Source organism: Tabrizicola sp. BL-A-41-H6 (genome assembly GCF_050632395.1).
GTDB lineage: Bacteria > Pseudomonadota > Alphaproteobacteria > Rhodobacterales > Rhodobacteraceae > JAUYQR01.
The window spans coordinates 1,074,814-1,095,270 of the sequence record NZ_CP192600.1; the positions used below are offsets into that span (position 1 = coordinate 1,074,814).

Sequence of the window (20,457 nt, forward strand, 5' to 3'; positions counted from 1 at the left end):
CTTGTAACGGGCACAAGATTTAACGCAGCGCCCTGTTGAACGCGGCGTGAGGTCATGGTCTGACATGGCGCGAGGGTCAGGGGGCCAGGACATGCGCGTCTTCATCAACGGGTTCGGGCGGATCGGGCGGTCGGTACTGCGGGCCTGGGCGAAGGGGGCGGCGCCGGGGGTAGATGTTGTCGGGATCAATGACATCGCTGCGGCCGAGATGTGCGCCTATCTTCTTGAGTACGACAGCGTGTTCGGGCCTTGGCCGGGACAGGTGGCGCTGGCGGATGGCGCGCTCGTGGTGGATGGCCGAGCCATTCCGTTGCACCGGACGGCGGATATCTCGGGCCTCGATCTTTCGGGCGTCGATGTGGTGATGGAATGCACCGGGCGCGCGGACCGGCGCGAGGTGGCGGAGCGGGGGTTGCGGGCCGGGGCGCGGCGGGTGCTGATCTCTGGTCCGTCAGCGGCGGCGGATGTAACGGTGGTGCTGGGGGCGAACGAGGCGGCGCTGGGCGACCATGCGATCGTGTCGAACGCATCCTGCACGACGAACGCGATGGCGCCGCTGGTCCGGCTTTTGCACGAGGGGTGGGGCGTGGTGACCGGGTCGATGACCACGATCCATTGCTATACCGGGTCGCAGCCCACGGTCGATGCGCCGGCGGCTGACTATGCCCGCAGCCGCGCGGCGGCGCTGTCGATGGTGCCGACGACAACCTCGGCACAGCGGTTGCTGGACGTGGTGGTGCCGGAGCTTGCGGGGCGGATCGGCGGGTCGGCGGTGCGGGTGCCGGTGGCGTCGGTGTCGTGCGTCGATCTGACGGTGGTTACCGAACGGGAGGCGACGGTGGAGGCGCTGAACGCGGCGTTTCGTGCGGCGGGCGGGGTGATCGGGGCCACGGACAGGGCGCTGGTGTCGACCGACCTGCGCGCGCGGCCTGAAAGCATCGTGATGGCCTGCCCCGAGACGCGGGTGATGCCGGCGCGGCTGATCCGGGTGTTTGGCTGGTACGACAACGAATGGGGCTTTTCCAACCGGATGCTGGACGTGGCGCGGTTGATGGCCTGACGGCTCAGGTGCGGATCTCGAAGCCGCGGGCGATGTGGTTGCGCACGAACCAGATCATCGCAAGGCCGGGGATCAGCGAGAACACGGTCATCGCCATGACAAGCCCGATGTCGGTCTGAAAGCTGAAAAGCGCGTTGATCGCCATCGTGATCGGCTTGCCGCCGGTGGCGGTGAGGATGCGGGCGAACACCACCTCGACCCATGAAAAGATGAAGCAGAAAAAGGCAGTCACGCCGATGCCGGGGGCGATGGCCGGGATCAGGTGGCGCATGAAGTATGACGGCAGGGTGTGGCCGTCGAGAAACGCGGTTTCGTCATATTCGCGGGGGACGGCGGAGATGAAGCTTTCCAGAATCCAGATCGCGATGGGCAGGTTGAAAAGGCAGTGGACGAGGGCAATGCCGACAGGCGAGTTCACGAGGCCGGCCTGCGCGAAGAGGATGAAGATCGGGAGAGACAGGACGACGGGCGGGGTCACCCGGAAGGCGAGGAGCAGGAAGAGGACGTGCCGGTCGCCGGTGAAGCGATAGCGCGAGAAGGCGTAGGCGGCGGGCAGGCCAGCGGCGAGGCAGAGCGCGACGTTGAGGAGGACGTAGACGAGGGAGTTGGTGATCGAGGCGGTCAGGGTCGGGCTGGCGAAGATGTTGCGGTAGTTGACGAGGCTCCAGTCGCCCACGGTGACGCCGGGATGGACGAGCGTGGCGGTGAAGCTGAGGATCACGGTCTGCGCGAACGGCAGGAGGATGAAGGCGGCGAGGGCTGCGATGGCGATGGTGCGGACGAGGATCATGCGGTGGCGCCCGGGTCGTGGGCACGGTGGCGCGTGATGGTCAGGAAGGCCCAGACCACGGTGATGACGATCACGAAATACACGATGGAGCGGGCGGCGGCGGCGCCGTAGGTGAAGCCCTTGATCTCTTCGCCCAGCTCGAGGGCGAGGAAGGTGGTGGCACCGTCCGGTCCGCCGGCGTTGATCGTGAAGGCCTCGGTGTAGATCATCAGGCTGTCGACGAAGCGCAGCAGGAACACGATGCCGAGGGCGGTGGCGATGCGCGGCAGTTCGATGTGGCGGAAAACGGCGAGGCGGGAGGCGCCGTCGATGGCGGCGGCCTGGTAATAGGGGCGGGGGATGCCTGAGAGGGCGGCGGTGGCGAGGATCACCACGAGGCCGACCCAATGCCAGGTGTCCATGACGACGAGCAGGATCCAGGTGTGGAGCGCGGTGAACTTGTAGTCGAAGTCGATGCCGAGGGCGACCATCGCGCGGCCGAGGGTGCCGGTGTCGGGGTTGATCAGGCTGAGCCACATCGTCGGGATCATGTTCCACGGCACCACGAGGGGGACGGCGACTAGGAGGAGGATGGCGGTGCCGGCGCGGCCCGAGCCGGCGACGAGGACGGCGATGGCGATGCCGAGCGGGATTTGCACGGCGAGGACCGTGGCCGAGAACAGGAGGCTGCGGGCGAGGCTGGCGTGGAAGCGGGGCGAGGCGACGAGGTCGGCGTACCATTCGGTGCCGATCCAGTAGGCCTGGTCGAGTGAGAAGATGTCGTGGAAGGAGAAGTTGAGGACCGAGACGAGGGGGATCAGGCCGACGAAGGCCATGACCGCGCCAGCGGGGAGAAGGAGGAGCCACGCCCGGTTGTCGAGGGGTTTCATGGCGAGGGGGGCGGGCTTGTCATGGCGGGCAGTGTTGGGGGTTTTCGGGGCGGTGGCAAGGGGGGGAGATGGGGGTGTCCCACGGTGGGACATTGGTCAGGCCTAGCAAGATCAAGGGGTTGGGGTGCCTGAGTTAACGAGTCGTTAGGGAATTTTCTTGGCGTGGGAGGGGTGGCAGGGTGCGGGTCTGGAGGGTTTCACACCCTCCAGACCTCCCGTGGAATACTTTTGGAAAGAGGAAGGAGTGGGGGGAAATGGTGGCGGCGTCAGTCCTTGAAGCCTGCGGCGACAAGGGCGGTGCGAAGGGTCTGGCTGAAGCCCGGGTTGGTGAAGGGGAGCGAGGCGAGGTACTGGCGGATCGACGGGTTAGGGCGGAGGCTGCGGGCGATGCGGGACCAGTGCGCCACATCCGTGGCGCGGCCGCCGAGTTGGCAAAGGGCCACGGCCCCCATCACACCGCTGAAATGGCTGGTCGAGGTGCGCACACCCCGTACGGCCCAATCGGCGGCTTTGGCGAAATCGCCGTCCTGAGCGAAGGACAGTGATTTCATGAAGTGCATCGGGCCAAGGAGCGGGTCGAGCGGACTGAGGCTAATGGCGGTGTCTATTCCGGCACGGGTGTCTTCGGTCTGGCCACGCAGAACCTGAAGGTAGGCCCGTGAATAGTGGCCTTTGGCGTAGTTCGGGCTGAGGCCGGTGGCGCGATCGAGCCAGACCATGCCATCGTCAGGCGTGTTGGTCAGGATATGGAGGCGGCCCATGGCGGCGTTGGCGTAAGGGTCGAGGGGGTCAAGTTCGATGCTGCGTTCCGCGGCGGCCTGCGCGGCGGCGATGGCGGCACTGCGATCGGGCGTGTAGCCCATCGACGCGTCCTGAAAGCTGGTAAACGAGCGCGCGGCGAAGGCGGTGGAAAAGCCGGGATCAAGGTCGGTAGCGCGGCGGAAAAGGTGGGCGGCGATGGCATTGTCGTGTGGGTTGAAGCGGTACATGTGGCTGAGGCCGAGGTGGTACGCCTCCCACGCGTCGAGGTGTTCGGCGGGTTTGAGGCGGGCAAGGGCGGCTTCGGCTTGCGGGATCTGCAGGTCGAGCGCGCTGATCACGGCGGCGACGGTTTCGTGTCGGATCAGGTGAAGGTCCGCAAGCGGGCGTTCGAAGTGTTCGGACCAGATCAGAGCGCCGTCGCGGGTGGCGACGAGGTCGACGCTGACCGACAGTCGGGTGCCGAAAAGTTCGACCCGACCCGAAAGGCAATAGCTGGCGCCAAGGACGCTGCGCAGGCCTTCGAGATCGACCGTGGTGTCGCGGAAGCGGAAGGTGGATTCGCGCGCTATGACACGGAGCCAGCGCAGGCGGGCGAGCGACGAGATGATGTCGGAGGGCAGCGCGTCGCCGAGGGCGGCGAAGCTGTCGGGCAGGCCCGTGCGGGTGAAGGGGAGGACGGCGACCGTGGGCCGTTCGCCGGGCCCGGGGGGTGTGGGGGAATCGGGCGCGCGGTCCGCCGTGGCGGGGCCCGCGCCGGAGCGTGTGTCGGAGCGTGTGTCGGTGGTTGTGTCTGTGCGCCGGATGCGCACGGGGGCAACGAAGCGGTGGCCGTGGCCACGCAGGGTACGGATGTAGTCTTGTCGGTCGCCGCTATCGCCGAGGGCCTTGCGCACGGACTTGAGCGCTGTGGAGACGGCCGCGTCGGAAATGAAGCGTCCGTTCCAGACGGTGGCGATCATCTCGTCCTTGCTGATCACGCGGTCGTTGTTTTCGACGAGCAGGCGCAGGAGGCGAAACGCCTTTGGCTCCAGCTTTGCGGGGCCGCTGGCGGACCGGAGTTCGGCGCGGTCGGTGTCAAGCTCGAAGGGGCCAAACTCCAGTTGCATGGCGCAGGATAGCAAATCCGCAAGGACCGCTCAAGAAATCCTCAGGCAGTCCTCAAGCAGGGGTGGGGAGCGCGGCGTAGGCTGGTGTCAGGATTTCCACGGGAGGACGGGCAATGTTGACGGTAGCAAGCAGGAGCGAAACGGCGGCGGTGGGCTTCATTTGGCGCGTGGCGCGGGCGGTTGCTGCGCGGCTGGGGCGGGTGGACGAGGCACATGCGGCGCGCTGCCGGTTGGCGGCGCTGCCGGGGGAGGTGTTGCGTGACAGCGGGATTGCGCCTTGCGATGCTGTGGGTGAGGCGACGTGGCAGCCAGAGTTGCCGTTCTTCATGCAGGATGGGTTCGGCGAGCGCGGACGTTAGACGGCGCCGTCATCCTCGATGTTCAGGATGGTGCCGCAGGCCTTGCAATGCACGGCATCGTGGTCGTGGCGGCGCAGGCCGCAGGTCGGGCATTTGTGATCGACCTTGCTTGGGCGCAGCATCACCTGGATCAGGCGCAGGAAAAGGGAGATGCCGAAGATCATGATGATCACGGCCAGAAGCTTGCCGGTTTCGCCGGTAAGGGTGACGTCGCCGAAGCCGGTGGTCGAGAGGGTCGTGACGGTGAAGTAGAGCGCGTCGAGGTAGGTGGCGATCTTTGGGTTCACCGGGCTTTGCAGTTCGTAGACGAGCGCGGTCATCAGGAACACGAAGATCACGAGGTTTATGGCGGCGCGCACGGTGCTGTCATTGGCGCGGAAGAACGGCCAGTCCTGCCGGAGTTGGCGCAGCGTCTGGGGCGAGTGGAGCGTGCGGTAGAGGCGCAGGACGCGGAGGAAGGCGAGGCCTTCGCCGTAGAAGGGCGCCAGGAGGGAGACGACGACGGCGATGTCGGCGATGCCGTAGGGGCTGACGAGATCGCGGAGCGGGCGGGGCGAGATCCAGAGGCGGGCGGCGACATCGGCGAGGTAGATCACCCCGATGATGGCGTCGATGGTTTCGGTGGAGGTGCCGCGGGCGATGAAGGAGGTGGTGATCAGGAAGGCGATGGTCAGGAGATCGAAGGCGAGGAGGCCATAGCGGAACCGGTCGGAGCCGGGGCTTGAGCCTTCGTAAAGGGTGCGCAGGCGGGTGCGGAGGGACATGGCGGGGCGCGGCCTAGCGGGTTTCGTCTTTGCCGGGGATCAGACCATAGCGCGCGGCGACACGCCAGACATGAGCGGGGACCATGTTCTTGAGCCGGGCGGGATGGGCGCGGCGGAGGTGGAGGATGGTCTCGATCGCCTTCATCTCGACCCGGGTGCGGGCGAATTCGAGGCCGCGGGGGCCAGTCAGGCGTTGCAGGCGGCTGACGAGGGGGCGGAGCCAGTTCGGCATCCGGCGCAAGGGCAGGCCACCGGCGGCGCGGGCGGTGTTTTCCATGAAGCCGCGGACGGCGCCCTCGCGCTTGCCGGAGGAGGTGAGGGGCCGGGTGGTGAGGCGGGGTTCGATGAGTTTGAGGAGATCGGCGCCGCGCTCATTGCGGGTGATGAGCCACTGGTCGCCATCGCCGCCCATGTAGCCCACGGTGATGTCGGCGAGGCGGTTGGTGTAATCGACGCAGGTCTTGCAGGTGAGGGGGAAGAAGTCGGGTGGAAGCTGGCTTATGGGCAGTTGCAGGAAGGGGATGAGCCGGGTCGGGCGGCCATCGGTGAAGCGCAGTTCGACCCGGTAATCGGCGCGAAACTCGAGGTAGGAGATGGTGTCGGGTGCAGCGTCGAGGAGCTTGAGGAAGGTGTGGAAGTTTTCGGTGGTGGTGTTGTCTGAGCAGGGGGTGCCGATGACGTGGATGCTGTCGAAGCCGAGGGTCTTTTCGAGGGCGCGCAGGGCGTAGACCTGGCAGGGGATGCCGATGAAGGCGATGCGTTTGTGGCCCGCGGCGCGGGCGGGTTCCAGAAGGGCGAGGGTGGGGGCATAGCCCATGCGCATGCCCCGCGCGTCGGCCATTGCGGCGGGGTCGGTGATGATGACGGGCAGGGGTTTCCATTTGTCCGCAGGATCGGGGGCGACGGTGAGGACGGCGTCCACGGCGCCGGTTTCGAGGAGGCTGGCGGCGAGGGTGGTGGTGATGCCGGTCCATTGCGCGCCGGGGGCCGGGGGGGTGAGGCGGGCGCGCTGCATGGCGAGGGTGACGCCGAAGAACGCCTCGTCACCCAAGGCGGGGTCGGCCTCGCGACCGTGGGCGCTGCGTTCGAGGGCGGGGTAGTCGGGTGCGATGAACTGGCAGGCGCGACCGCAGGCGCGGGCGTCGGCCATGCGCGAGACGCCGCAATCGGTGCAGAGGCCGGGGCGGGGGGCGCCGGAAAGTTCGGGCGCGGTAAGGCCGGTGCGGGCGAGCATGGATATCCCTTTTTGCGCGAGTATAGGGGCGTCGGGGTGGATTGACAGTGCCGCGTTCGCGGGCGAGATTCGGGGCAGGGGACAGCTTTCAGGGACAAACGAAAGCGCACAGCAGAAGCTTTTGACGGCGCGCGGGCAGGTCTTGCGCGGCCTGATTGCCATTTTTTCGACAAAGACTTGCAATCTTGCGCGATTAGGCGCATCTCTTGCGGGCTAGACACTTGTTATCGACCTCTGTTTCCTTCGCGGCTTCAGACTATCGATCTTGAGGCGAGCCGGGCCACCGCATGCTGCGGGTGGCGATACTTGAAGGAGACATCACGATGGCCAAAGGCACCGTGAAATGGTTCAACGCCACCAAAGGCTTCGGTTTCATCGCTCCGGAATCGGGCGGCAAGGACGTTTTCGTCCACGTCACCGCTCTTGAGCGCGCTGGCATCCGTCAGCTGAACGACGGCCAGGCCGTGACGTTCGACATCGAATCCGGCCGTGACGGTCGCGAATCGGCTGTGAACCTCGCTCTGGCGTAAGCCTTTCCAGCGATCTGAAATTTGAAACGGGGGTAGCGCAAGCTGCCCCCGTTTTGCATTTGTGGGTGTCGCCCTCCCCTTGGTGGGGAGGGCCGTCCGCGTCAGTGGTCGGCGGCCATTGCAGCACCCTTGGCTTCGGCGACCGAGCCCTTGGCGCCGTTGAAGAAGGCGTTCAGGATCACTGCGGCGATCGAAGCGAGGAGGATGCCGCTTTCGATCAGGGGGTGGATGTCGTGCGGCATCCACTGTTTGAAGTTCGGCGCGATGAGCGGGATCATTCCGAAGCCGAGTGAGACCGCGACGATGAAGAGGTTGTTGCGGTTGGTGGCGAAGTTGACGCCCGCAAGAATGCGGATGCCGGTGGCGGCGACCATGCCGAACATCACGAGGCCAGCCCCGCCAAGCACCATCGTCGGGACGGATTCCACCAGCGCGCCCATCTTAGGCACGAGGCCGAGGACGATCAGGATGATGCCGCCCGCGACGCAGACGAAGCGGCTTTTGATGCCGGTGACCCCGACAAGGCCGACGTTCTGGCTGAACGAGGTGTAGGGGAAGGTGTTGAAGATGCCGCCGATCAGGGTGCCGAGGCCGTCGGTGCGGAGGCCCGCGGAAAGCATCGGCTGGGTCACCGGTTTGCCGGTCATGTCGCCAAGGGCGAGGAACATGCCTGTGCTTTCGATCATCACCACGATCATCACGAGGGTCATGGTCACGATCATCACGGGGTCGAAGGTGGGGGTGCCGAAGTGGAAGGGCGTGATCAGGCCGAACCAAGACGCCTCGGCCACCTTGCCAAAGGACATGGCACCGATGGCGATGGCGATGACCGCGCCGATGACGATGCCGAGGAGGACCGAGATGTTGGCGATGAAGCCACGGCCGAAGCGCGCGATCAGGAGGATCGAGACCAGCACGATGGCAGAGACGAGGATGTTGCCCAAGGGCGCGTAGGCAGGGTTGTTGACCTTGGCCGCAAGGGCGAGGCCGGGCGGGATTTCCGGGATGCCTGCGGTGCCAGCGGCGGCGGCATCGGTCACGGCCTTGAGCCATTCGGCGTGGGCGGGGTCGACGATCTGCGGGGCTGTCGGGCCGACGGGGTTGCCGAAGATCCAGTTGATGCCGATGCGCATCAGGGAGACGCCGATCACGAGGATGATGGTGCCGGTGACGACCGGCGGGAAGAAGCGCAGGAGGCGCGAGACGAGGGGGGCGATCAGGATCGAGATCACGCCTGCCGCCATGATCGCGCCGAAGATGGCGCGCGCGCCGTCGGCACCGGGGGTGGCGTTGGCCATCGCGACCATCGGGCCGACGGCGGCGAAGGTGACGCCCATCATCACCGGCAGCTTGATGCCGAACCACTGGGTCGCGCCCATTGACTGGATGAGCGTGACGAGTCCGCAGACGAAAAGGTCGGCGGAGATCAGGAAGGCCACATCGGCGGGTTCCAGTTTCAGCGCGCGGCCGACGATGAGCGGCACGGCGACGGCACCGGCATACATCACCAGCACGTGCTGGAAGCCGAGGGTGAAAAGCTTTGGTGGAGCGAGAACCTCGTCCACCGGATGGGCGGTTGTCATGTGAGTATTTCCTTGTCCCTTGGGGCGTTTATGTTCGCGCCGTCTTCGCACTGCCCCAAGGGTGCGATCCGGTTAGGTGCGCCGGTCAGGGCGCAAGCACCGTCCAGGGTTGGCTGTAACGGTATTCCTCGATGTTGGGCGTGGGGCCGATGCGGTCGATCACGGTGAAGAGGCCGGGGGCTGCGAGCGGCGTCAGGACGCCGTGCCAGGTGCCGCGGTGGAGATTGATGCCTTGCGCGCCATTCGTGAGGAAGGCGCGGGGCGTAGCACCGGGGCCGGTGGCGACGATGACGAGAAAGGGGTCGGCGGTCATGGGGAGGAAGGCCTGGCTGCCTTCGGGGTGACGTTCGATGAGATCGAAGCTGTAGGGTAGCGCGCGGGGATCTGCGCGGAAGATCGAGATGCCGGCGCGGCCTGGTTCGGGGCCGAAATCGAGGGTGGCGCGGTCGTGGTGGCGGCGGCAGAGGCCGGCGTTGATCAGGCGGTGGTCGCCGGTGGCGTCGAGGACATCGCCGAAGGGGGCGAAGGCTTCGGGCGTCAGGGGTTCGGGGTGGAGGGTCTTCATGCCGCTGCGCCGTTGGCTGGTGGCGGAGCGAGGGGTTTCACACCCCTCGCGCTCCCCGGGGGATATTTGGCGACAGATGAAATCATCGTGCGGGGCCGAAGGCGCCGGGGCCGCGGAGGCGTGCGTGGCGGTTGACGTCCTTGTAGAGGAGGTAGCGGAAGGGGCCGGGGCCTGCGGCGAGGCAGGCCTGCGGGCAGTAGGCGCGGAGCCACATGAAATCGCCGGCTTCGACCTCGACCCAGTCCTGGTTGAGTTTGTAGGCGGCGCGGCCTTCGAGGACGAAGAGGCCGTGTTCCATGACATGGGTTTCCTCGAACGGGATGCGGCCGCCGGGTTGCAGGGTGACGATGTTGACGTGGGCATCGTGGCGCAGGTCCGTCGGGTCGGCGAAGCGGGTGGTGGCCCAGGCGCCGTTGGTGTCGGGCATGGCGATCGGCGTGACGTCGCGTTCGTTGATGACGATGCGGTCGGGCAGGGGGACGCCGGGGGCGGGTTCGTAAAGCTTGCGCAGCCAGTGGAAGCGGGCCGGGGTGCCGCCTTCGGCGTGAAGCGTCCAGGGGGTGCCGGTGGGGATGTAGGCGTAGCTGCCAGCGTCCATTTCGTACCCTTCGCCGTCGATCGTCAGGGTGGCGAGGCCGTCGGTGAAGAAGAGCCAATGTTCGGCGCCGGATTCGGCATCGGGGGTGTCGGAGCCGCCGCCGGGGGCGACCTCCATCACATATTGGCTGAAGGTTTCGGAAAAACCGGTGAGGGGGCGGGCGATGAGCCAGAGTTTGGTTTTCGTCCAGCCAGGGAGGTAGCTGGTGACGATGTCGGAAAAGCAGCCCCGTGGGATGAGCGCGTAGGCGGTGGTGAAGACGGCGCGGGCGGTCATCAGTTGCGTCTGGGGCGGAAGACCGCCGGTGGGGAAATGGTAGGCGGTGGTCATGGCAGTTGATCCTTCAGGCGCAGGGTGGCGATGCGTTCCACTTGCGCGCAGGCAGTGGTGAATTCGGTGGCGGTGTCGTTGGCGAGGCGGGTCTGGAAGGCCGCGAGGATGGTGGCCTTGGTGTTGTCGCGGACGGCGATGATGAACGGGAAGCCGTGCTTTTGGGTGTAGGCGGTGTTGAGGCGCTGGAACTCGGCGCGTTCGGTGTCGGTCAGGGCGTCGAGCGCGGCGCTGGCCTGTTCGGCGGTGCTTTCCGGGGTGAGGCGCTTGGCGGCGGCGAGTTTTCCGGCGAGATCGGGGTGCGCCTTGAGGACGCTCAGGCGTTCGTCCGGGGAGGCGGTGCGGAAGATGCGGGCGAGCGCGTGGGCAAGGCCCGTGGCGCTGTCGTGCGCGGGGCCAAGTTCGAGGGCGTGGGCGCGGGTGGCGACCCAGGGGGAGTGTTCGTAGATGCTGCCGAAGCGTTCGGTGAACCGCTCGACGCTCATCTGGCTTGGGCGTTCGATGCGGCGGTGGGGGTGGTGGGCCGCCCAATGCGCGGCGATGTCGCGGCGGGCGGCGAACCATGCGCCGCCCTTTTGCTGGACGTGGTCGAGGAAGCGGATCAGGCCGGCGATCTTGCCGGGGCGGCCGATCAGGCGGCAATGGAGGCCGATGGAAAACATCTTGGGCCGACCGGCGCTGCCTTCGGCGTGGAGCGTGTCGTAGGTGTCTTTCAGGTACTGGAAGAACTGCTCGCCGGTGATGTAGCCCGGTGCGGTGGCGAAGCGCATGTCGTTGGCTTCGAGCGTGTAGGGCAGGATCAGCTGGTCGCGGTCGCCGACCTCCATCCAGTACGGAAGGTCGTCGTCGTAGGTGTCGGAGACCCAGTCGAACTGGCCGGTTTCGGCCGTGAGGCGGACGGTGTTGACCGAGGAGCGGCCGGTATACCAGCCGCGCGGGGGGGCGCCGGTGAGTTCGGTGTGGAGGCGGATGGATTCAGCGATCTGGGCGCGTTCCTCGGCCTCGGGCATGTCGCGGTGGTCGATCCATTTCAGGCCGTGGCTGGCGACTTCCCAGCCGGCGTCCTGCATGGCGGCAAGCTGTTCGGGGTTGCGCGCGAGGGCGGAGGTGACGCCGTAGATGGTGACGGGAAGCTGGCGTTCGGTGAACAGGCGGTGCAGGCGCCAGAACCCGGCGCGGGCGCCGTAGTCATAGAGCGATTCCATGTTCCAGTGGCGCTGGCCGGGCCAGGGTTGCGCGCCGGCGATGTCGGACAGGAACGCCTCGGACTGGCCGTCGCCGTGCAGGATGTTGTTTTCGCCACCCTCTTCGTAGTTCAAGACGAGGCTGATCGCGACCTTGGCGCCGCCGGGCCATTGCGCATCGGGCGGGTTGGGGCCGTAGCCGCGAAAATCACGGGGGTAGCGGTTCATGGCGGTCTCCTGTCGCGTTATTCGAGCCTAGGGCATAATGAGCCGGCGGTTTATCAAGATTTGGCTGAAGGTGCTATGACGGGGTTGCGTGGTCGCTTGTTGCGCGGATTCGTGGCTTAGTGCCGGCAAAGACCCCGGACGGAGGCGTGAGATGGGACGTTTGACGACGCATGTGCTGGATACCGCGCGGGGCAAGCCTGCGGCGGGGGTGAAGATCACGCTTTACCGGATCAGCGGGCAGAGCCCCCGGAAGATTGCCGAGACGGTGACGAATGCGGACGGGCGGACCGATGCGCCGATGCTGGAGGGCGCGGCGCTGACAGTCGGCAGCTATGAGCTGGTGTTCGCGGCGGGGGCGTATCTGCGCGAGACGGGGCAGGCGGCGGGCGAGGTGCTGTTTCTGGACGAGATACCGATCCGGTTCGGGGTGGCGGATGCAGGGCAGCATTATCATGTGCCGCTGTTGATCTCGGGCCATGCCTATTCCACCTATCGGGGATCGTGACGACACGAAATGGTCACGATTCCGGCCCTTGCGGCGGGGGCAAGAACGGAGTTTTCTGGGACCGGTTTTAAACGGTCAGGAGAGCCGCATGTTTCGGATGACGACGTATTTGACCGCCCCGGCACTGGTGATGCTGATGGGCGGGACGGCGCAGGCGGCGTTGACCGCGGATCAGGTCTGGCAATCGTGGAAAAACGCGGGGGCGCTGGCGGGGCTGACGGTATCGGCCGCAACCGAGAACAGCGATGGCGGGGTTCTGACGCTGAACGGGGTGAAGATCGCACCCGAGGGCAGTGCGGGGCTGGCGATTTCGGACATGGTGCTGACAGAGCAGTCGGACGGGTCGGTGCTGATCAAGCCGGGGGCGGATATCGGTGCGGACCTGACGGGCGAGGGCACGGCGGGATCGGTGAAGCTGACGCATGACGGGCTGACGATGACCGCGCGCGAGGGCGAGGCGGGGGCGCTGCTTTATGATTATGCTGCGGCGTCGCTGAACGTGGCGTTCAATTCGAGCTATCCGGCGACGTCGTTTGACGGGACCGATGCGGGCGAGGCCACATCAAAGGGGACGGTGGGGTTCACCGATGTAGCGGGCAGCTACAGCGACACGCCCGGTGTGAACCGTGCGTTCGGGTTTGATCTGGCGGCGTCGAAGATTGCCTATGACATCAATTCGGGCGATCCGGGGCTTAAGATGACGACCGCCTCGATCAGCGAGACGGCGGATCTGGCGATGAGCGCGGACGTGACGCTGCCTTCGACGGTCTCGCTGCTGGCGATTGCCGCGCCGAGCGATTTCGGCAAGGCGTTGCAGGAGGGGATGGCCGTCGCGGTCACGACGAAGCAGGGCGCATCCACCGGCACGGCGAGCCAGGACGATCAGATCTTTCCGTATCAGATGACGTTTACGGCGGGCCCCGGCGAGGCGACCGGCGAGTTCAACAAGGACCGGTTCAGCGTGCGGTCAACCGGTGAGGGGTTGGCGATCGACCTGACGTCGAGCGCGGTTCCGGCGCCGGTCAAGATCAGCACCGGGCCGGTGGAATTTGGCATGACCTCGCCGGTGATGGCGGCGGAGACGGCCGGGGATTACGGGCTGACGGTGAAGCTGAACGGGGTCGAGGTGAACGAGGAGACGTGGGCGCTGGTTGACCCGGGTGCGGCGTTGAAACGCGACCCGGCGGACCTGTCGATCGACGTGGCGGGCAAGGCGAAAGTCGATTTCATCGCGCTGATGGCGGCGGAGGAGGCCGGGATGACCGAGGTCACGCCGCCCGCGCCGGAGACGCTGGATATCCGGGACCTGACGCTGAAGATCGCGGGGGCGGCGTTCACCGGGGTGGGGGCGTTCACGTTTGATAATTCGATGGGCGTGCCGATGCCGATTGGCGAGGCGAACGTGACGCTGACCGGGGGCAATGCGCTGATCGACGGGCTGATCGCGACCGGCCTGATGACCGACGATGATGCGATGGGCGTGCGGATGATGATGGGCGGGTTCATGTCGCCGGGGGCAAACCCGGACGAGTTGACCTCGAAGATCGAGGCGAAGGCCGGGGGCGAGATCACCGTCAACGGGCAGCGCGTGCAGTAAGGGGAAGGGGGCGTTCCGCCCCCTCGCCCGTGCCGGGCTCACCCCCGGAGGATACTTGTGGACAGATGAAAGGCGGGGCTTCGGGTCCCGCCTTTTTCATGTGCCTTCGGTGGCGCGGCGCAGTTCGTCGCGGATCCGGGTGGCCATGTAATCGGTGAAGAGGCGAACCTTGGGGTCTTTCAGGCGGCGGTGCTGGCTGAGCGAGGACAGTTGTGTCGGCAGCGGCGGTGTGGCCGTGGCGACGGGGACAAGGCGACCTGCGCGCAGGTGGTCGGCCACCTCGAACAGGGGTTTCAGCACGATGCCGCGCCCGTCGAGCGCCCAGCCGGTGAGCACGTCGCCGTCGTCGGATTCGAAGGGGCCGGTGATTTCGAACCGGCGCGGGCCTTCAGGGGTGGAAAGCGCCCACTGGAATTCCTTGGCACCGGGGAAGCGCAGGTTCAGGCAATCGTGCTTGTCGCGGACAAGGGCCGTGCCGTCTTCGGGCATGCCGCGCCGGGCGATGTAGGCGGGGGCGGCGCAGAGGAGGCGGGGGCAATCGGCGATGGTTTTCACCTTGAGGGTGCTGTCGTCGAGCAGGCCAAGGTGGAAGGCTACGTCGATGCCTTCGGCAACCACGTCGATGATGCGGTCAGACAGGCGCAGGCGAACGTCGATCAGGGGATAGAGGTCCTTGAAGGCGGGAACGTGGGGCGCGATGAAGCGGCGGCCGACGCCGAGAGGGGCGGCGACGAAGATGGTGCCGCGGGGGTTCTGGGTGACGTCCATCACCGCGGCTTCGGCATCGTCGATCGCTTCGAGCACGCGGCGGGCGCCGTCGTAGAAGATGCGGCCGTTCTCGGTCGGTTGCAGCGAGCGGGTGGTGCGGTTGAAGAGCCGCACACCGAGGTGTTTTTCCAGTTCCGAGATGCGGGCAGAAGCCACCGCGGGCGAGGTGCGCTGGTCGCGCGCGGCGGCGGACATGCTGCCCAGATCGTAGACGCGGACGAACATGCGGATGTTGTTCACGTAGGACATGGGGCGATTGTTCGTTACGGGTTGAAAGTGATGCGGCGTTTAGATGGATTAACAGAAGAGTTCCCGGCAGTATAGCGTTTCGGAACAAACGGGAGTGGCGCGATGTATGACTGGGTTGTTCTATGGGAATGGATCGAGATCGCAGCGCGCTGGACGCATGTGATCACCGCGATCGCGTGGATCGGATCTTCGTTCTATTTCATCGCGTTGGACCTTGGGCTGCGCAAGACGCCCAGCCTGCCGCCACTTGCCTATGGCGAGGAGTGGCAGGTGCATGGCGGGGGTTTCTATCACATCAACAAATACCTCGTGGCACCAGAGATGATGCCGGACCATCTGACGTGGTTCAAATGGGAGAGCTACGCGACCTGGCTTTCGGGGTTCGCGATGCTGGTCTTGGTTTATTACCTTGGTGCGGAGATGTTCCTGATCGACCCTTCGGTGATGGAACTGGAGGTCTGGCAGGCGGTGGCGATCTCGCTTGCGTCGTTGGCCTTTGGCTGGGTGGCCTATACGACGCTGTGCAAGGTGTTCGTGAACGCAAACCAGACGGTGCTGATGGTGGCGCTGTTTGTCGTGCTGGTGGGGATGGCGTGGTTTTACACGCAGGTTTTCTCGGGTCGGGCGGCGCTTTTGCATCTGGGCGCGTTCACCGCGACGATCATGAGCGCCAACGTGTTCATGGTGATCATGCCGAACCAGCGGATCGTGGTGGCAGATCTGAAGGCGGGGCGTGTGCCGGATGCGAAATATGGCAAGATCGCCAAGCAGCGCAGCACGCACAATAACTACCTTACGCTGCCGGTCGTGTTTCTGATGCTGTCGAACCATTATCCGCTGGTTTTCGCGACGGAGTACAACTGGATCATCGCCAGCCTTGTGTTCCTGATGGGGGTCACGATCCGGCACTGGTTCAACACCAAGCACGCGCGCAAGGGGAACCCGCACTGGACCTGGGGGGTGACGGTGATCTTGTTCCTGATCATCGCGTGGCTGTCGACGGCGCCGATGCGGGTGGCCGCGGGCGAGGCCAGCTTGCGCGGCGAGGCGTTGCGGTTGGCGAGTGCGGATGGGTTCAGCGAGGTGGTCGGGATCGTGCAGGGGCGCTGTTCGATGTGCCATGCGGCGGAGCCGGGCTACGAGGGCGTCTACTGGCCGCCGAAGGGGGTGGTGCTGGAGACTGAGGCGCAGATCGCGCATGAAGCGCGGCGGATCTATCTACAGGCGGGGGTTACCCATGCGATGCCGCCGGCGAACCTGAGCTACATGGAGCCGGAGGAGCGGGCCGCCATCGTGCGCTGGTTCCGGGGCGTGGGGGTGGACGATCCGGTGTGATGGTCAGGGTTCGGTGCGGGCAGGATTTTCGCGGTTTTTCGGGTAGGCGCGCAGGCCAGTGAAGGCCGGCAGCCAGGCTTCGCGGCGGATGGTCCAGAGTTCGTAGGTCGGCTGGAACTGGTCGGGGGCGTCGAGGCTGCCGAGGTTTACCTCGATTTCGTCGCCGCTTTGGCCGTAGACCGGCGAGCCGCATGTCGGGCAGAAGTGGCGGCCTTGGAAGCTGCGGGTTTCGCCGGTGACGGAGACGGCGGTTTCGGGGAAAATGGCGGAGGCGTGGAAGAGCGCGCCGTGGTGTTTGCGGCAATCGAGGCAGTGGCAGACGCCGACGCGCCAGGGTTGGCCGGTGGCGATGAACCTGACCGCGCCGCAGAGGCAGCCGCCAGTGACGGTTTCCATCCTAATCCCCCAGCTTGGCGTGAACCTCATCCAGATCAACCGGGCCTTTCGGCATCTTGTTCCCGGGATTTTCGAAATCGTAGCGGAAAAGCTGGAAGTCCCGTTTGTAGATTTCCCACATCAGGTGCATCGACAGGTCGTCGAAATACGCCTCGACCGGGTGGGCGCGGGCGGGGCCGTGGCCTTCGCTTTCGTTGAAGCGGGGGATTTTCTTCAGGTCGACGGGGTGCTTGACGGTGATGTTGTCGAGCACGGTCTGCATGCCGGTGTTGAAATCTTCGGTGAAGAAGATGTGGTTGTAACGCCCGCCGTTGACGATGAAGGTCGAGACGTGGCCCGCCATCGCGGACCAGTGGATGTCAGGCTCCATCGGTTTTTTCCAGCGGATGGTGTCGCGGGCGAAAAGGAGGAACCGGCGAAAGCTGGCGATCTGGTCGAAGTCCTGCTTGCCGTCCTCACCCCCGACCTCGATCCCGTATTTCTGCATGAGGAGCGGCACGAGGTTGCCGCGGTAGCGCTTGCCGTTGCGCTGGATGCCGCAGATCTTGTCGAAGAACGACGAGAGAATGCGGGTGTAGGGGTTGCGGACGCAAGTGAAGGCGTAGGATTTGTGACCGCGCACGTTGCGTTCGATCTTTTGCTGGCTGCCGTCCATCGCCCATTTGTGCATGCCGGCGGTGGCATCGTGGATGTCACCGTCGTAGAAGCGGCCATGATCGGAGTAGAACATGATCTGGCCGATGGTCGAGCAGGCGCATTTCGGCACGACGCGGTAGACGACGCTTTCGCTTTCCGTCATCCATGTGCCGGGAAACCCCATGCCAAACCCCCTACAAGCCAGTAACCGTGCATTGCGCCGTTGAAACAGAATTACCTCGAAAAGCAAAGAAATTCTGTATTTTCAACGCAAGGTGGATCAGTTTAGTGCAACAGTCCATGAGACTTTGAGGAAACCGCCGACCGGCATGACGAAGATCGCCTATATCCTGCTGTGTCACAAGGACCCCGAAGGGATCATCGCGCAGGCCGTTCGCCTGACGGCGGCGGGTGACTTTGTGGCCATTCACTTCGATGCGCGGGCCAGTGCGCGCGACCACGACCGCATCCGGGCGGCGCTGTCGTCAAATCCCTCGGTCACGTTTGCACGGCGGCGGGTGAAGTGCGGCTGGGGCGAATGGAGCCTTGTGGCGGCCACGCTTGAGGCGGTGCGGGCGGCGGTCGCGGCGTTTCCGCAGGCCACGCATTTCTACATGCTGTCGGGCGACTGCATGCCGATCAAGACCGCGGAATTTGTGCGCGGATTTCTGGAGCGCGAAGAGGCGGACTATATCGAAGCGTTTGATTTCTTTGACAGTGACTGGATCAAGACCGGGATCAAGGAAGAACGGCTGATCTATCGCCACTGGTTCAACGAGCGCAGCCGAAAAGCGTGGTTCTACCGGTCGATGCAGCTGCAAGCCGCGCTGGGACTGGCGCGCAAGGTGCCGGCTGATCTGCGCATCCAGATCGGCAGCCAGTGGTGGTGCCTGCGTCGGCGCACTGTGGAGGCGGTACTGGCGTTTTGCGACAAGCGGCGCGACGTGGTGCGGTTTTTCGCCACGACGTGGATTCCGGACGAGACGTTCTTTCAGACCATCGTGCGGCATCTGGTGCCGGACCGGGAAATCCGGTCGCGGACGCTGACCTTCCTGTTGTTCAGCGATTACGGGATGCCGGTGACGTTTTACGACGATCACCATGACATGCTGCTGACGCAGGATTTCCTGTTTGCGCGCAAGATCAGTGCCGATGCCAAGCGGCTTAAGCAGCGGTTGGGCGAGCTTTATGCCGAAACCGGGCTGACCTTCCGCACCACGGGTGAGGGCAAGCGGCAGTTCCAGTTCCTGACCGGGCGGGGCCGGATCGGGCGCCGCTTTGCGCCGCGGTTCTGGGAGGCGGAGACCACGATCGGGCGGGACCGGACGCTGATGATGGTGACGTGCAAGAAATGGCATGTCGCCAAGCGGCTGGTCGACAGGGTGCGCAGTGTGACGAACCTGCCGGCGGTCGATTACCTGTTCAACGAGGCGGACACGGCGTTGCCGGATCTTGGCGGCATCCAGACCACGCTGGAAAAGCGGATGCGGCATCGGCGCGCATTGGTGCGGATGCTGTTCGATTATTGGCAGACCGACCGGCTGGTCTTGTGCGTCGACCCGGCCAACACCGAGTTGATGCAGGATTTCCACAGCGACCGCGCCACGGTGCGGATCCTGGAAATCGAATGCGAGTTCACGGACGATTACCTGATCGGCCACGCCACGCGGGTCGGTCTGGCCAGTGACCGGACGCCGCGGGCAACCATCGACCGGCTGCTGCCGACGATCCGCTATGACGTGAAGTTTGAAAGCGAGCGCATCCGCGACATGAACCTGCCGGGATATGCGCGGATCAGGCAGGGCGCGAGCGTGGACGAAAACACCTTGCCGCTGGCGGAGTTTCTGGACATTCCCGTGGACAAGGCGCGGGATATCGCGGCGACCGATTACCTTTTCGTGGATTGAGACCGATGGCATATACCTATGATCCGACCAACATCTTCGCCCGCATCCTGCGGGGCGAGATCCCGAACAAGACGGTGATGGAAACGCCGCACACGCTGGTGTTCCACGACATCCACCCGCAGGCGCCGGTGCATGTGCTGGCGGTGCCGAAAGGGGCCTATGTGACGTTCGACCACTTCGCCGCCGAGGCGTCGGCGGAGGAGTTGGTCGATTTCCACCGCACCGTGGCGAAGGTCTGCCAGATGCTGGGACTGGCGGGGCCGGACGGCTACCGCGCGATCACCAATGCGGGCGAGCATGGGATGCAGGAAGTGCCGCATTACCACATGCACATTCTGGGCGGACGGGTGCTGGGCCGGCTGGTCGAGCGCGCCTGAAGGCGCAGGAATCGGGTCGATCGGCCTGCCGGCGCGGGGCATCCTTCGGGCAGTTGCACGGAGGATGATATGCGGTTTGTGGCAATACCGACGGATGTGGTTGCGGGGTATCGGGACGGTGGGCCTGATGCGAACGGGCAGGTGCCGGAGCGGCAGGTGGCGGAGGGTGGCGGCAACCCGTGCCGACACTGTCTGGGCATGATCCCCGAGAGGGCGGAGATGCTGGTGCTGGCGCACCGCCCGTTTCCCGCGCCGCAGCCTTATGCCGAGATCGGGCCGATTTTCCTCTGTGCTGCCAATTGCGAGGCCGGGGGAGGGGAGGCGTTGCCTGCGATGCTGGCCTCGCCCGAGTATATCGTCAGGGGTTACGGCGCGGATGACCGTATCGTCTATGGCACCGGCGGCGTTGTGGCGACGGGGGCGATCCTGACGCGGGCGGCGGAGTTGTTTGCCGATCCGCGGGTGCAGTATCTGCATGTCCGGTCCGCCCGGAACAACTGCTATCAGTGCCGCATCGAGCGGTGATCTGACGGGGGGCGCTTGTTGAGGCTTTGCGCTGGCGCGGGTCTGGATGCGGTCAGCCGAGAAGGAGCCAGGCGCCGGGGATGAGGGCCGCGAGAGCGACTGCCATGACCGCGACCGGGCCTTGGGACGCGGTGGCCTCTTTGTCGGAGGCGGCGAAGAGTTCGGCGAAATGCTGGTCAAACCGTCCGTCGAGCATGGCT

General features: G+C 65.5%; 22 protein-coding genes. 9 read left to right on the forward strand and 13 right to left on the reverse strand.

The annotated features are described in order from the left end of the window. Positions 1 to 91: 91 nt before the first annotated feature. A complete protein-coding gene (locus ACROUL_RS05365) occupies positions 92 to 1,060 on the forward strand; it encodes a type I glyceraldehyde-3-phosphate dehydrogenase (protein ID WP_431298488.1) in 969 nt (322 codons plus the stop codon). A gap of 4 nt (positions 1,061 to 1,064) precedes the next feature. On the opposite strand, the gene ACROUL_RS05370 is transcribed toward ACROUL_RS05365, so the two are convergent. From ACROUL_RS05370 to ACROUL_RS05380, 3 genes are all read right to left on the reverse strand, one after another. Then, a complete protein-coding gene (locus ACROUL_RS05370; protein ID WP_431298489.1) occupies positions 1,065 to 1,850 on the reverse strand; it encodes a carbohydrate ABC transporter permease in 786 nt (261 codons plus the stop codon). Then, positions 1,847 to 2,812, reverse strand: coding sequence for a carbohydrate ABC transporter permease (locus tag ACROUL_RS05375; RefSeq protein ID WP_431298490.1), 966 nt, complete (start codon positions 2,810 to 2,812; stop codon positions 1,847 to 1,849). Before ACROUL_RS05375 ends, ACROUL_RS05370 begins: the two co-directional genes overlap by 4 nt. 173 nt (positions 2,813 to 2,985) lie before the next feature. Next, on the reverse strand, positions 2,986 to 4,587 hold the full coding sequence (locus ACROUL_RS05380; RefSeq protein WP_431298491.1) for a winged helix-turn-helix domain-containing protein: 1,602 nt from the start codon (positions 4,585 to 4,587) through the stop codon (positions 2,986 to 2,988). 113 nt (positions 4,588 to 4,700) lie between these two features. Here ACROUL_RS05380 and ACROUL_RS05385 point away from each other — a divergent pair, with 113 nt between their 5' ends. Further along, on the forward strand, positions 4,701 to 4,946 hold the full coding sequence (locus tag ACROUL_RS05385; RefSeq protein ID WP_431298492.1) for a hypothetical protein: 246 nt from the start codon (positions 4,701 to 4,703) through the stop codon (positions 4,944 to 4,946). Here the strand turns inward: ACROUL_RS05385 and ACROUL_RS05390 are convergent. Both ACROUL_RS05390 and ACROUL_RS05395 read right to left on the reverse strand, forming a co-directional pair. Beyond that, the gene (locus ACROUL_RS05390) at positions 4,943 to 5,710 is read right to left on the reverse strand and encodes a potassium channel family protein (protein WP_431298493.1); all 768 of its coding nucleotides are present in this window, start codon (positions 5,708 to 5,710) and stop codon (positions 4,943 to 4,945) included. The two genes, ACROUL_RS05385 and ACROUL_RS05390, sit on opposite strands and share 4 nt — an antisense overlap. A gap of 13 nt (positions 5,711 to 5,723) precedes the next feature. Then, the gene (locus tag ACROUL_RS05395; RefSeq protein WP_431298494.1) at positions 5,724 to 6,944 is read right to left on the reverse strand and encodes a Coenzyme F420 hydrogenase/dehydrogenase, beta subunit C-terminal domain; all 1,221 of its coding nucleotides are present in this window, start codon (positions 6,942 to 6,944) and stop codon (positions 5,724 to 5,726) included. A 323-nt stretch (positions 6,945 to 7,267) separates the two neighbouring features. Here ACROUL_RS05395 and ACROUL_RS05400 point away from each other — a divergent pair, with 323 nt between their 5' ends. Next, positions 7,268 to 7,474, forward strand: coding sequence for a cold-shock protein (locus ACROUL_RS05400; protein WP_305569683.1), 207 nt, complete (start codon positions 7,268 to 7,270; stop codon positions 7,472 to 7,474). Between the two features lie 101 nt (positions 7,475 to 7,575). On the opposite strand, the gene ACROUL_RS05405 is transcribed toward ACROUL_RS05400, so the two are convergent. From ACROUL_RS05405 to puuE, 4 genes are all read right to left on the reverse strand, one after another. Then, entirely contained in the window at positions 7,576 to 9,057 is a 1,482-nt protein-coding gene (locus ACROUL_RS05405; RefSeq protein WP_431298495.1) for a nucleobase:cation symporter-2 family protein, read from the reverse strand. A gap of 85 nt (positions 9,058 to 9,142) precedes the next feature. Then, entirely contained in the window at positions 9,143 to 9,622 is a 480-nt protein-coding gene (locus tag ACROUL_RS05410; RefSeq protein WP_431298496.1) for an ureidoglycolate lyase, read from the reverse strand. An 82-nt stretch (positions 9,623 to 9,704) separates the two neighbouring features. After that, a complete protein-coding gene (locus tag ACROUL_RS05415) occupies positions 9,705 to 10,550 on the reverse strand; it encodes a bifunctional allantoicase/(S)-ureidoglycine aminohydrolase (protein ID WP_431298497.1) in 846 nt (281 codons plus the stop codon). Continuing rightward, on the reverse strand, positions 10,547 to 11,962 hold the full coding sequence (puuE, locus tag ACROUL_RS05420) for an allantoinase PuuE (RefSeq protein ID WP_431298498.1): 1,416 nt from the start codon (positions 11,960 to 11,962) through the stop codon (positions 10,547 to 10,549). Before puuE ends, ACROUL_RS05415 begins: the two co-directional genes overlap by 4 nt. A 151-nt stretch (positions 11,963 to 12,113) precedes the next feature. On the opposite strand from puuE, the gene uraH reads away from it, so the two are divergent. Continuing rightward, the gene (gene uraH / locus ACROUL_RS05425) at positions 12,114 to 12,467 is read left to right on the forward strand and encodes a hydroxyisourate hydrolase (protein ID WP_431298499.1); all 354 of its coding nucleotides are present in this window, start codon (positions 12,114 to 12,116) and stop codon (positions 12,465 to 12,467) included. A gap of 88 nt (positions 12,468 to 12,555) precedes the next feature. Further along, positions 12,556 to 14,064 (forward strand): DUF2125 domain-containing protein, encoded by a 1,509-nt coding sequence (locus tag ACROUL_RS05430; protein ID WP_431298500.1) that lies wholly within the window; start codon positions 12,556 to 12,558, stop codon positions 14,062 to 14,064. Between the two features lie 96 nt (positions 14,065 to 14,160). Here ACROUL_RS05430 and ACROUL_RS05435 read toward each other — a convergent pair whose 3' ends face one another. Next, positions 14,161 to 15,081 (reverse strand): LysR substrate-binding domain-containing protein, encoded by a 921-nt coding sequence (locus tag ACROUL_RS05435; RefSeq protein ID WP_431298501.1) that lies wholly within the window; start codon positions 15,079 to 15,081, stop codon positions 14,161 to 14,163. Between the two features lie 102 nt (positions 15,082 to 15,183). Here ACROUL_RS05435 and ACROUL_RS05440 point away from each other — a divergent pair, with 102 nt between their 5' ends. Further along, complete coding sequence (locus ACROUL_RS05440; RefSeq protein WP_431298502.1) at positions 15,184 to 16,416, forward strand: urate hydroxylase PuuD; 1,233 nt, start codon at positions 15,184 to 15,186, stop codon at positions 16,414 to 16,416. Between the two features lie 3 nt (positions 16,417 to 16,419). Here ACROUL_RS05440 and ACROUL_RS05445 read toward each other — a convergent pair whose 3' ends face one another. After that, positions 16,420 to 16,812: a GFA family protein gene (locus tag ACROUL_RS05445; protein WP_431298503.1), complete on the reverse strand. Its 393-nt coding sequence runs from the start codon at positions 16,810 to 16,812 to the stop codon at positions 16,420 to 16,422. Between the two features lies 1 nt (position 16,813). After that, positions 16,814 to 17,632 (reverse strand): sulfotransferase family protein, encoded by an 819-nt coding sequence (locus tag ACROUL_RS05450; RefSeq protein WP_431298504.1) that lies wholly within the window; start codon positions 17,630 to 17,632, stop codon positions 16,814 to 16,816. A 145-nt stretch (positions 17,633 to 17,777) separates the two neighbouring features. On the opposite strand from ACROUL_RS05450, the gene ACROUL_RS05455 reads away from it, so the two are divergent. The 3 genes from ACROUL_RS05455 (at position 17,778) to ACROUL_RS05465 (ending at position 20,257) form a co-directional block, all read left to right on the forward strand. Continuing rightward, on the forward strand, positions 17,778 to 19,355 hold the full coding sequence (locus ACROUL_RS05455) for a DUF5928 domain-containing protein (protein ID WP_431298505.1): 1,578 nt from the start codon (positions 17,778 to 17,780) through the stop codon (positions 19,353 to 19,355). Between the two features lie 5 nt (positions 19,356 to 19,360). Further along, positions 19,361 to 19,732, forward strand: a complete 372-nt coding sequence (locus tag ACROUL_RS05460; protein WP_431298506.1) for an HIT domain-containing protein — start codon at positions 19,361 to 19,363, stop codon at positions 19,730 to 19,732. A gap of 69 nt (positions 19,733 to 19,801) precedes the next feature. Next, complete coding sequence (locus tag ACROUL_RS05465; RefSeq protein ID WP_431298507.1) at positions 19,802 to 20,257, forward strand: DUF1203 domain-containing protein; 456 nt, start codon at positions 19,802 to 19,804, stop codon at positions 20,255 to 20,257. A 52-nt stretch (positions 20,258 to 20,309) separates the two neighbouring features. On the opposite strand, the gene ACROUL_RS05470 is transcribed toward ACROUL_RS05465, so the two are convergent. Next, positions 20,310 to 20,453 (reverse strand): hypothetical protein, encoded by a 144-nt coding sequence (locus ACROUL_RS05470; protein ID WP_431298508.1) that lies wholly within the window; start codon positions 20,451 to 20,453, stop codon positions 20,310 to 20,312. Positions 20,454 to 20,457: the final 4 nt, after the last annotated feature.